Source organism: Vibrio sp. 14N.309.X.WAT.E.F5 (assembly GCF_030397615.1).
Lineage (GTDB): Bacteria > Pseudomonadota > Gammaproteobacteria > Enterobacterales > Vibrionaceae > Vibrio > Vibrio lentus.
The window spans coordinates 80,573-92,315 of the sequence record NZ_JAPNXR010000023.1; the positions used below are offsets into that span (position 1 = coordinate 80,573).

Annotated in this window: 12 protein-coding genes; 7 read left to right on the forward strand and 5 right to left on the reverse strand. The window is 45.0% G+C overall.

Going from position 1 to position 11,743, the window contains the following annotated elements; genetic code table 11:
* Window positions 1-2: 2 nt before the first annotated feature.
* Window positions 3-917, reverse strand: a complete 915-nt coding sequence (gene glyQ, locus OW495_RS19935) for a glycine--tRNA ligase subunit alpha (RefSeq protein WP_009848159.1) — start codon at window positions 915-917, stop codon at window positions 3-5.
* A gap of 420 nt (window positions 918-1,337) precedes the next feature.
* Between glyQ and OW495_RS19940 the strand changes: the two genes are divergently transcribed.
* Window positions 1,338-1,892, forward strand: a complete 555-nt coding sequence (locus tag OW495_RS19940) for a TMEM165/GDT1 family protein (protein ID WP_009848160.1) — start codon at window positions 1,338-1,340, stop codon at window positions 1,890-1,892.
* Window positions 1,893-2,043: 151 nt separating this feature from the next.
* Window positions 2,044-2,298, forward strand: a complete 255-nt coding sequence (locus tag OW495_RS19945; protein WP_004736676.1) for a hypothetical protein — start codon at window positions 2,044-2,046, stop codon at window positions 2,296-2,298.
* A gap of 83 nt (window positions 2,299-2,381) precedes the next feature.
* On the opposite strand, the gene tusA is transcribed toward OW495_RS19945, so the two are convergent.
* The gene (gene tusA, locus OW495_RS19950) at window positions 2,382-2,633 is read right to left on the reverse strand and encodes a sulfurtransferase TusA (RefSeq protein ID WP_017055492.1); all 252 of its coding nucleotides are present in this window, start codon (window positions 2,631-2,633) and stop codon (window positions 2,382-2,384) included.
* A gap of 149 nt (window positions 2,634-2,782) precedes the next feature.
* On the opposite strand from tusA, the gene OW495_RS19955 reads away from it, so the two are divergent.
* Both OW495_RS19955 and OW495_RS19960 read left to right on the forward strand, forming a co-directional pair.
* On the forward strand, window positions 2,783-2,968 hold the full coding sequence (locus tag OW495_RS19955; RefSeq protein ID WP_004736674.1) for a hypothetical protein: 186 nt from the start codon (window positions 2,783-2,785) through the stop codon (window positions 2,966-2,968).
* 156 nt (window positions 2,969-3,124) lie between these two features.
* On the forward strand, window positions 3,125-4,066 hold the full coding sequence (locus OW495_RS19960; RefSeq protein WP_004736673.1) for a LysR family transcriptional regulator: 942 nt from the start codon (window positions 3,125-3,127) through the stop codon (window positions 4,064-4,066).
* A 103-nt stretch (window positions 4,067-4,169) separates the two neighbouring features.
* Here OW495_RS19960 and OW495_RS19965 read toward each other — a convergent pair whose 3' ends face one another.
* The 3 genes from OW495_RS19965 to fadB form a co-directional block, all read right to left on the reverse strand.
* On the reverse strand, window positions 4,170-5,150 hold the full coding sequence (locus OW495_RS19965) for an MDR family oxidoreductase (protein ID WP_017103120.1): 981 nt from the start codon (window positions 5,148-5,150) through the stop codon (window positions 4,170-4,172).
* A 242-nt stretch (window positions 5,151-5,392) separates the two neighbouring features.
* Window positions 5,393-6,556 carry an acetyl-CoA C-acyltransferase FadA gene (gene fadA / locus OW495_RS19970; protein ID WP_009848166.1) on the reverse strand — a complete coding sequence of 388 codons (1,164 nt, stop codon included), beginning with the start codon at window positions 6,554-6,556 and terminating at the stop codon, window positions 5,393-5,395.
* 26 nt (window positions 6,557-6,582) lie between these two features.
* Window positions 6,583-8,754, reverse strand: coding sequence for a fatty acid oxidation complex subunit alpha FadB (gene fadB / locus OW495_RS19975; RefSeq protein ID WP_102514251.1), 2,172 nt, complete (start codon window positions 8,752-8,754; stop codon window positions 6,583-6,585).
* Window positions 8,755-8,981: 227 nt separating this feature from the next.
* On the opposite strand from fadB, the gene OW495_RS19980 reads away from it, so the two are divergent.
* Genes OW495_RS19980 through hemG form a run of 3 tightly spaced genes read left to right on the forward strand, consistent with a single transcriptional unit; the run spans window position 8,982 to window position 11,634 of the window.
* Window positions 8,982-9,605, forward strand: coding sequence for a YigZ family protein (locus OW495_RS19980; RefSeq protein ID WP_102514250.1), 624 nt, complete (start codon window positions 8,982-8,984; stop codon window positions 9,603-9,605).
* Window positions 9,606-9,639: 34 nt separating this feature from the next.
* Window positions 9,640-11,097: a TrkH family potassium uptake protein gene (locus OW495_RS19985; RefSeq protein WP_012602960.1), complete on the forward strand. Its 1,458-nt coding sequence runs from the start codon at window positions 9,640-9,642 to the stop codon at window positions 11,095-11,097.
* A gap of 9 nt (window positions 11,098-11,106) precedes the next feature.
* Window positions 11,107-11,634, forward strand: coding sequence for a menaquinone-dependent protoporphyrinogen IX dehydrogenase (hemG, locus tag OW495_RS19990; protein WP_065104235.1), 528 nt, complete (start codon window positions 11,107-11,109; stop codon window positions 11,632-11,634).
* Window positions 11,635-11,743: the final 109 nt, after the last annotated feature.

The following is an 11,743-nucleotide window of genomic DNA, read 5'->3' on the forward strand; positions in this document are numbered from 1 at the left end:
GATTATTTATCCTTCTTACACATTGGGAAGCCAAGCGCTTCACGTGACGCGTAGTACGCCTCTGCAACAGCTTTAGTCAGGTTGCGGATACGAAGGATGTAACGTTGACGCTCTGTTACAGAGATAGCTTTGCGCGCATCAAGAATGTTGAATGCGTGACCTGCTTTTAGAATGCGCTCGTAAGCTGGAAGCGGCAGTGGCTTCTCAAGCTCAAGTAGCTCTTTACACTCTTTTTCGCACTGGTCGAAGAAAGTGAATAGGAAATCTACGTCTGCGTGCTCGAAGTTGTATGTTGATTGCTCAACTTCGTTTTGGTGGAAGATGTCACCGTAAGTCACGTTAGAACCGTCTGGTGCTACATTCCATACAAGGTCGTAAACGGAGTCTACTTCTTGGATGTACATTGCTAGACGCTCGATACCGTAAGTGATCTCACCCGTTACAGGCTTACACTCAAGACCGCCAACTTGTTGGAAGTAAGTGAATTGAGTCACTTCCATACCGTTTAGCCATACTTCCCAACCAAGACCCCATGCGCCTAGCGTTGGGTTTTCCCAGTTGTCTTCTACGAAGCGAATATCGTGAACAAGTGGGTCGACACCAAGAACTTCAAGCGAGCCTAAGTACAACTCCTGGATGTTATCTGGAGAAGGTTTTAGGGCTACTTGGAATTGATAGTAGTGCTGCAGGCGGTTCGGGTTTTCACCGTAACGACCATCGGTCGGACGACGAGAAGGTTGAACGTATGCCGTAGACATTGGCTCTGGGCCAAGTGCACGTAGACATGTCATTGGGTGAGAGGTGCCAGCACCTACTTCCATATCTAGTGGTTGAACAATGGTACAACCGTTTTGTGCCCAGTAATCCTGCAGCGCGAGGATCATTCCCTGGAAGGTTTTGATATCGTATTTTTGCATAGTCAGGTTCGCGCGATTCTTTTAAATGAATGATAAAAATAACCTCTGAGTATACCGAGATATTGGTAAAGCGAGTAGGGGTAATCTTGTTTAATTAGTGGTCTAAAATATCGTTTAGTGGATTTTTTTGCCTTTAATGTTTGTTTTTCGGTACAAGTAGATATTTTGATAACTTTGACACTTGTGTTTGAAAGCATGGGTGATTAAAATCTCGCGGTCTTTGGGGAGTAGCTTGCTTATTCATATCCTATTGAATGAGTTCGTTCGTCAACATAATTGATGCAAAATCATCATGGCGTTCGAGGCAACCACCACCTTGGTGGCGCCTAGCAAGACCTTAGACAAGCATCGTGAACCGGGATGGGGCGCGAGGTTTGTCTTTGGTTAAATATAATAATCCTCATCCCAAATGAGCATGTCGTGAGCGTTTTAGCAATTTCAATTACAACTGTCGCCTTAGCCGAGATCGGTGATAAGACTCAGTTGCTATCCCTTTTATTAGCCAGTCGATATCGAAAACCGTTACCTATCATTGCGGCTATTTTCTTTGCCACCATTGCCAATCATGCCCTTGCTGCGTGGCTTGGGGTTGTGGTCGCCGATTATTTATCTCCCGAAGTGCTTAAGTGGGTGCTGGTGGTCAGTTTCATTGCGATGGCGGGTTGGATTCTGATTCCTGATAAATTAGACGATGATGAGCAGATCTCGAACCGAGGGCCGTTTGTCGCCAGTTTTATCGCTTTCTTCATTGCTGAGATCGGTGATAAGACTCAGATTGCAACATCGATTCTAGGGGCTCAATATTCGGATGCATTAACGTGGGTCATTCTCGGTACTACCATTGGTATGTTGTTGGCGAATGTGCCTGTGGTGATCATTGGTAAGCTATCAGCAGATAAGATGCCACTTGACCTGATTCGCAAGATCACAGCCTTGTTATTCGTGGGTTTGGCTATCGCAGCGGCTTTCTATTAAGCGGTAGTATTGAGTTTCATTATACTCAACCAGTGGAGTAATGTGTTGTAGGTCATACTCTTACAGTATTGTGGGGTTTATCGAGCAAATGGACATATAACTGTCATACTTGTCATGATATTTTAACCTTGTGAGTTAAGAACACGAGGGCATGATTATGTTGACGCGTTATATGGGTATTACTCCACAAAGCCAAAGTTATCTATTTACCTTTGGTCTTGCACTTACACTATTAGGCATGGTGTTGACGGACATGTGGCTACCAATGGTGGCTGGTTCGATGATCATGACTGGGCTTGCGGTAGAGGCTTGGATTCGGGTTGCGCATATTATTCCTATGCGAAAAGATATCCGAGAAATTCAGCATCAGCTTGAGCATCTGCAAAATAAATCTAGAAACGAATAAACAAAAAGCCGCTCGTACTCTGAGTTCTGTTGAAGAACATAAGGTACGAGCGGCTTTTTTGATGCTTGATATTTAGGTGAGGCTTATGCCTCCAACCCTTTTCTTATCAAATATTGGTAAGGCAAAGCTTCAGTCGCTTGGCCGACTAACTGATGATCCATAAAACGACAAAAGCTCGGAATATCGCGAGTTGTAGAAGGGTCGTCAGCTTTTACCAGTAACACATCGCCATCCTGCATGTTTCTAATTGTCTTCCTGACCATCATTACTGGCTCTGGGCAACGCAGGCCTTCAGCTTCTAAAGTGTGGGTTGCCAGTTCAGGTTTGAATGTCATGGTTTGTATCTCTATATCTATCTAACGAGTGAATAATACGTCTGCAGAAAAAATATGCAATAAGTGCTTGGCAAACAGAATCATTTCCTATAACTTAGTTTACAAGTTGATAACAACTTGTAACAAAGGCAACTAGCTAAGGAGTGGCGATGTTGACAGGATTAGATAGATTAACAATTTATTCAGTTCTCTGTTTTATTTCTTTTTGTGCGTTAGTACTACGCTCATCGACAGAGACCTCTCTAATGCCAATTTTTGGCATAGTAGCAACGATTATTGGTATTTGGGTAGAGATGCGCCGTTGGCAAGGCATAGCCGAGGAGCAAGAGCACTAACCCGAATACAACAAGCAAATTCCAATACGACAACATTCCGACACTATCCCCAGATTTTCTTGGGCTTCCCCGCGTAATTGCGGGATTTTTTTTATCTAAAGCATGCTATAAACAACTTAGTGACCAATGATAATTGTATACAGCTAGGTAAGTGGCGTGGAATTAGAAGACATCTATCGTAGAGACCTGAATTTACTGGTCGCCTTAAAGGTATTGATTGAAGAAGGAAGTGTAAGCCAGGCTGCGCTTCGTCTTAACCTAAGTCAATCGGCAACTAGCCGAGTATTAGGGCGCTTAAGAGAACTACTCAACGATCCCCTGTTTACACGTCAAGGTCAGCATCTTATTCCCACCAAAAAAGCACTCGAGATCAGCCAGCGCATTGATCAGCCTTTAGAATCATTCCGTCAGTTGCTTAGTCCGAGTGATTTCGATCCTTACTATTGCAGTGAGCGTTTTTTAATTGCGACCACTGACTACGCGATGCAAACCATCTTGCCTTATGCTCTGCCGAAGATTTATGAACAAGCTCCTAATATCTCTTTGGAGTTTGCTCCGTTGCAGCATGAGCATTTGTTTAAACAGCTCAGCACCGAACGTGTGGATATGGCGATTTGTCGCCCGAGTGGCAGCATTGCACCACTTCATCAAGAGGTCTTGGGGCCGGTTGGTGTGTCGTGTCTGTTATCTAAAAACCACCCGTTGGCGGATCAACCTTTAAGCCTTGAAGACTATGTTTCACTCCCGCATGCGATGATTGCGATCAGTGATGGTGTTAAGGCTTTATTAGACAACGCGTTAGCCAATCAACAGCCTCGCAAAATGGTGTTGCGTGCTTATCACCTTGAAGCTGCATTGGCGATTGTCGATAGAATGCCGTTGGTGATTACTGTACCTGCTGATTTGGCTTATTTGGTGGCTGAGCGTTATGACTTAGTCGTTAAACCGCTGCCATTCGAGTTTATGCCGTTTGATTACTCATTGATCTGGCACTCGCGCTGTGATTCTTCTGCCTCGCAACAATGGTTAAGAAGAGTGGTAAAAGAGGAGTGTGGTGAGTTGATCCAGAAGCGTATTGCGGATGTTGGCTTGGGTTAACTGAGATCTCGCTTTAGTTTACTCGATCCAAATGACAAAAATGCAAAAGGGCTGATTACTATCAGCCCTTTGTTATTCAGGGTTACGGAAGTTTAATTCACAATTACAGTTTAATAACTACGCGACCAGTAATTTGACCGTTAGTGATATCTTCTGCAGCTTGAATTGCGCCATCTAAAGACACTTCTTTAGTCGCTTGGCCGTAGAAAGACTCAGGTAGTAATTCAGCCAGTTGTTCCCACGCTTTAATACGTTTTTCACGAGGGCACATTACTGAATCCACACCTTGTAGGCGAACGTTACGCAGAATGAATGGCATTACTGTAGTTGGTAAATCAAAACCACCTGCTAGGCCACACATTGCAACCGCGCCGTTGTAATCAATTTGTGCCAATACTTTCGCAAGTACTTTGCTACCTACTGTATCGATAGCACCAGCCCACAGTTGTTTCTCAAGTGGTTTCGCTGGTTCTTCTAGTTCAGCACGCTCTACAATGCGTGTTGCACCTAGTGATTTTAGAAGCTCGCCATTTTCTGAAGCTCGGCCAGTAACCGCTGCTACTTTGTAGCCGAGTTGGTTTAGTAGCGTAATAGACACGCTGCCTACGCCGCCACTTGCACCCGTTACTAGGATTTCACCGTCTTCTGGTTTGATGCCTGCATCTACGATAGCTTGCACACAAAGCATTGCAGTGAAACCAGCTGTACCAATCGCCATGACTTTCTTAGCGTCAAGACCTGCAGGCATTGGCACTAACCAGTCACCATTTAGGCTCGCTTTCTCAGCCATACCGCCCCAGTGGCCTTCACCAACACCCCAACCCGTCAGAACAACTTCGTCGCCTGCTTTGTAGCGCGGGTCATCAGATTGTGAAACCACACCAGAAAGGTCGATACCAGGAACCATAGGGAAGTTGCGAACAATGCGCCCTTTACCTGTTATCGCCAAACCATCTTTGTAGTTCAAAGAAGAGTAGCTCACATCAACCTTCACGTTACCTTCTGGTAATTGAGACTCATCAATTTGAGAAACTGATGCGATAGTTTTTTTGTCTTCTTGGTTTAGTACAAGTGCTTTAAACATGATCTGCTCCGTAGGAGGAATATTAGGAAACTGAAGTAACTTTAGTTGAATCATCCGAGAAAAAATAATGAAACATCAACATTGAATCTATGCGTTCTATGCATACATGTCATTGGGTGCTTTTCTTTGACTAGACTTGCTGAACGAATCTGTACATGACGTTATAGTCAGATATAAAAAGTGCAGCTATATAAAGATAGCTGCACATAAGATTACCCGACAAGTTTTACAACCAAAGAGCGCTAAGGGCGTTCAAATACCGTTGCAATACCTTGGCCTAAACCAATACACATGGTCGCTAAGCCGTATTTCACGTCTTGTGCTTCCATTAGGTTGATTAGGGTTGTTGAGATACGAGAGCCAGAACAACCCAGTGGGTGACCGAGTGCAATCGCACCGCCGTTAAGGTTAACTTTCTCGTCAACTACATCCAATAGACCGAGATCTTTAGCACATGGAAGAGATTGAGCTGCAAACGCTTCGTTAAGCTCAATTACACCCATATCTTCAATGGTTAGGCCTGCACGCTTAAGAGCTTTTTGGGTGGCCGGTACTGGGCCGTAACCCATGATTGAAGGATCGCAGCCTGCGATAGCCATCGACTTCACGCGAGCGCGAATCTTAAGGCCAAGTGCGTTGGCTTTCTCTTCACTCATGATAAGCATTGCCGATGCACCATCAGACAGTGCTGATGAAGTACCTGCTGTTACCGTTCCGTTTGCTGGGTCGAATACAGGACGCAGCTGAGATAGACCTTCAACTGTTGTTTCTGGGCGAATAACTTCATCGTAATCCAGAGTGAACAGCGAGCCGTCTGCCGCGTGAGCTTCTGTTGGTAGGATTTCGTTTTTGAAGCGACCTTCTACTGTTGCAGCTTGTGCTCTAGCGTGTGAACGAGCGGCGAAGGCATCTTGGTCTTCACGGCTGATACCGTGCATTTTGCCTAGCATCTCAGCCGTTAGGCCCATCATACCCGCCGCTTTCGCTACGTGCTTAGACATGCCTGGGTGAAAATCAACACCGTGGTTCATTGGTACATGACCCATGTGTTCGACACCACCAATCAGGCAGATTTCAGCATCACCAACCATGATAGAGCGGGTTGCATCATGCAGAGCTTGCATAGATGAACCACATAAACGGTTCACCGTTACTGCACCAATCTCAATCGGTAGGCCAGCAAGTAAAGCGGCGTTACGAGCCACGTTGAAGCCTTGCTCTAGTGTTTGTTGCACACAACCCCAGTAAATGTCTTCAATCTCGACAGGGTTTACTTCTGGGTTGCGCTCTAAAATGCCTTTCATCAAATGTGCCGACAGATCTTCAGCACGAGTGTGACGGAAAGCTCCACCTTTGGAACGTCCCATTGGGGTACGAAGGCAATCAACAACAACTACATTATTCATTTTGCTATTCCTTTTCCAAATGTGGGTTACAGAGAACTGGCTTGTTGGCCGTCGTAAAAGCTTTCGCCTTTCGCTGCCATATCAAGCAATAGTTGAGGAACTTGGTACATTGCACCTAAGTCTTGGTAGCTCTTCGCCATTTCAACGAAGTTACCAATACCCACACTGTCTAAGTAGCGGAATACGCCGCCTCTGAATGGAGGGAAGCCTAAACCGTAAACCAGTGCCATATCCGCTTCTTGCGGTGTTGCGATGATGCCTTCTTCTAAACAAAGCACCACTTCATTGATCATAGGAATCATCACACGTTGGATAATTGTCTGGTCATCAAAGTCTTGTGGCTGTTGGCATACGTCAGCCAAGATAGGAAGAATGTCTTCAGAGAAGGTTTTCTTCGGGCGACCACGTTTGTCTACGCTGTACGTGTAGAAACCACTGCCGTTCTTCTGGCCGTATTTTTCAGCGACGTAAAGTGCGTCAATTGCATCACGGCCTTCTTTACCCATACGCTCTGGGAAACCTTGCGCCATTACTGCTTGTGCATGATGTGCTGTGTCTAAACCCACAACGTCTAGCAAGTAAGCAGGGCCCATTGGCCAACCGAACTTACGCTCCATGACTTTATCGATCTTCGTGAAGTCAGCACCGTCACGTAGCAACATGCTGAAACCGCCAAAGTAAGGGAAAAGTACACGGTTAACGAAGAAGCCTGGGCAGTCGTTAACAACGATAGGAGATTTACCCATCTTCGCTGCGTAAGCGACTACGCGATTAATGGTTTCTTCTGAAGTATGCTCGCCACGGATGATCTCAACCAGAGGCATACGGTGTACAGGGTTAAAGAAGTGCATGCCACAGAAGTTTTCTGGGCGTTTTAGAGATTTCGCTAACAGGTTGATCGGAATCGTTGAGGTGTTTGATGTAAGAACTGTGTCTTCACCCACCAAACCTTCCACTTCGCTTAATACTGCTGCTTTTACTTTAGGGTTTTCTACAACGGCTTCCACAATCACATCTGATTGTTCAACACCTGCATAATGCAGACTTGGAGTAATAGAAGACAGAATGCCTGCCATCTTGAATCCATCTAGGCGACCGCGTGATAAGCGTTTATTCAATAGCTTAGATGCTTCGTTCATGCCTAGATCCAGCGATGCTTGTGCGATGTCTTTCATCATCACAGGCACGCCTTTCAATGCTGATTGGTAAGCAATACCGCCGCCCATGATACCTGCGCCAAGTACGGCTGCACGCTCAGTTGCTTTGTTTGCTGACTTACCCGCTTGTTTCGCTAGGCCTTTGATGTACTGGTCATTCAAGAATAAGCCAACCAATGCTTTTGCTTCTTCCGATTTCGCTAGCTTAACGAAGTGCTTACGTTCGATGTCGAGTGCTGCATCGCGATCGCTACGTGCTGCTTCTTCAATCGCAATCACAGAAGTGATTGGCGCTGGGTAATGAGGTCCTGCTTTTTGAGCGACTAGGCCTTTAGCCATGGTAAAGCTCATCATCGCTTCTAGTTTGCTTAGTGAAAGTGCTGATGTTTTTTGTTTACGGCGTAGCTGCCAATCGAGTTTTTCATTGGCTGCCAGAGAAACGGTGTTGATCGCCGATTCTAATAACTGGTCTGTATCTACAATGGCATCTAGCAAGCCAACCTTAAGCGCTTCATCAGCACGGCATGCTTTGCCTTGAGTGATAATTTCCATTGCGCTGTCAGCACCGATAACACGAGGCAAGCGCACACAACCACCAAAGCCTGGCATTATGCCAAGTTTGGTTTCAGGTAGGCCAATGCTGGTGGTCTTGTCACCGATACGGAAATCGGTAGCCAGTACACATTCACAGCCGCCGCCAAGGGCATGGCCACGCATCATTGAAAGAGTTGGGACAGGAAGGTCTTCGAGCTTGCTGAAGATTGAATTCGCGAATCTTAACCATTCATCAAGTTCTGCTTCTGGCTTAGCGAATAGGCCAAGAAATTCAGTGATGTCTGCGCCTACAATGAACGCGTCTTTGTTTGAAGTTAAGATTAAACCACGTAATCCTGCGTGAGCATTAAGAGCGTCTAACGCTTTGTCTAGTGATTCTAAAGTAGCAAGGTCGAGTTTGTTTACAGAGGCCGGAGCGCAGAAGCTTAATTCCGCAATACCATCTTGTAATTCCTTTACCTGTAGGGTGTTAGCTTGGTAAATCATTGTCTATCTCCATGACATACAATCCACGATTGTTTGAGAGAATCTTGTTATCTTTCTATTATTGTAGAACACCTGGTAAGACCAGTTATTCTAGTCTGTACCTCTGCTTGGTGAATTTCAATACATTTTTTAAACAATTGTTTAACATTGTGCGATAGCACAGATCCTCTAACCCTTATTATTCACGCGTGATACACTTCGCCGCTCTTATTAATTAAGTTAACGATATGAATGAACAGCCCTATTTAATACCGTCTGCGTCGGCTCTGTTTGAAGAAGAGATAAAAAAGAGCGTCTTTATTACTCATCTTGCTCATACTTCAAGTGTAGAAGCTGCCAAACAGTTCGTAGAGCAGGTAAAAAAAGAGCATTCTTCAGCGCGACATAATTGTTGGGGTTTTGTGGCAGGGCGACCTGAAGATTCAATGCTTTGGGGTTTTAGCGATGATGGTGAACCCTCAGGTACAGCGGGTAAGCCGATCTTGGCACAACTGTCTGGTTCTGGTGTGGGTGAGTTAACGGCTGTGGTGACTCGTTATTCAGGTGGAATTAAGCTTGGAACGGGTGGTTTAGTTAAGGCCTATGGCGGAGGAGTGCAACAAGCTCTCAAGCTGCTTCAAACAATCGAGAAAAAAATAACCACAAAATTACGGCTAGAGTTAGACTATGGCTTTGTGCCAATTGCGCAATCCATCATGGCTCAGCATCAGGCTGTTGAAGTCCAAGCGGATTATGGTGTTCAAGTTGAGCTTATTATTGAAATAGAGCTCCTTCAGGTAGATTCGTTTACCCAAACCATGATCAATAAAAGCGGTGCCAAGGCACTGGTAACGAAAGTCAAAGACAACTAGGAAGTGTGAAGCATTTCGCTTCGTTCAATAGCTCATGCAATTTCGCTCAATTATTCGAATCGTCGGATTATTATTAGCACTTTTTAGTGTATCAATGCTCGCACCTGCGCTCGTCGCACTGATCTATAGAGATGGTGCGGGTGTGCCATTTGTGACGACTTTCTTCGTTCTATTATTTTGTGGAGCAACTTGCTGGTTTCCAAACCGACGCTATAAACATGAATTGAAGGCGCGAGATGGCTTTCTCATTGTGGTGTTGTTCTGGACGGTAATCGGCAGTGCAGGCGCATTGCCGTTTTTGATTGCGGATAATCCGAGCGTTTCCGTTACTGATGCCTTTTTTGAATCGTTTTCTGCATTAACGACGACAGGTGCAACGGTTATTGTTGGACTCGATGACCTACCTAAGGCAATTCTATTTTACCGCCAGTTCCTGCAATGGTTTGGTGGTATGGGTATCATCGTATTGGCGGTAGCCATCCTTCCTGTTCTGGGTATCGGTGGTATGCAGCTATATCGTGCTGAAATCCCGGGTCCAGTAAAAGATAGCAAGATGACTCCGCGTATTGCTGAAACGGCAAAAGCGCTTTGGTACATCTATCTCAGCTTAACTATTGCTTGTGCGGTGGCGTTTTGGCTTGCTGGCATGAGTTTCTTTGATGCAATCAGCCATAGTTTCTCAACCATTGCTATTGGTGGATTCTCGACTCACGATGCAAGTATGGGCTACTTCAATAGCCCTGCTATCAACATGATTACGGTCGTGTTCCTTCTTATATCTGCGTGTAACTATTCTCTTCACTTTGCGGCCTTTGCTTCTGGTGGTGTGCATCCTAAGTATTACTGGAAAGATCCTGAGTTCCGCGCCTTTATCTTTATTCAGGTCGTGCTGTTTTTAGTTTGTTTCTTGTTACTACTGAATCATCACTCTTACGATTCGTATTATGATGCTTTCGATCAAGCGTTGTTCCAGACAGTATCAATTTCAACAACCGCAGGCTTCACCACCACCGGTTTTTCTGAATGGCCGTTATTCTTACCTGTGCTGCTTTTGTTCTCTTCTTTTATAGGGGGTTGTGCAGGTTCAACGGGTGGTGGTATGAAAGTCATTCGAATATTACTACTTACCTTACAGGGTGCTCGTGAAATGAAGCGTCTTGTTCACCCGCGTGCTGTCTATACCATCAAGGTTGGTGGTTCGGCACTACCACAACGTGTCGTTGATGCGGTTTGGGGCTTCTTCTCTGCATACGCATTGGTTTTTGTGGTTTGTATGTTGGCTCTTATTGCTACGGGGATGGATGAGCTAAGCGCTTTCTCTGCTGTAGCGGCAACATTGAATAACCTTGGTCCAGGCTTAGGTGAAGTGGCAATGCACTTCGGCGATGTGAATGACAAGGCTAAATGGGTGTTGATCGTATCCATGCTGTTTGGCCGTTTAGAGATATTCACCTTATTAATTTTATTGACCCCTACGTTTTGGCGTAGCTAAGGACATATTGTGGCAAAAGCTCTATTTTTGTATTCAAGCCGTGAAGGGCAGACCAAGAAAATCTTGAACTATATAAAAGAAGAAATGAATGAGTTCGAATGTGAGCTTCAAGATCTGCACACCGTTAGTAATGTCGACTTTGCTCAATACGACCGAGTTTTGATTGGCGCATCTATTCGTTACGGCCACCTTAATAAGAAGCTATATCAGTTTATTGATGCCAACCTTGCTCAGTTGCAATCAAACAAGGTTGCTTTCTTTTGCGTTAACTTAACAGCTCGTAAAGAAGACCAAGGCAAAGATACTCCTGAAGGTAGCGCCTATATTAAGAAGTTCCTTCTTAAGTCCCCGTGGCAACCTACTTTGATCGGTGTGTTTGCTGGCGCCCTCTATTACCCTCGTTATAACTGGTTCGATAAAACCATGATTCGTTTCATTATGAATATGACAGGTGGAGAAACGGATACAACCAAGGAAGTTGAGTACACGAACTGGGAAAAAGTCTCTTTATTCTCTAAGAAACTGCAAGAGATGTAAGAGAAAAGCCTACTTTTGAGGCGTTTTGTGCTCTTTTTAATCGAACGAATAAAAAAACGAGAAAAACTTCAAAAAGGGCTTGCCAGTGTGATCGAAATCTCTATAATGC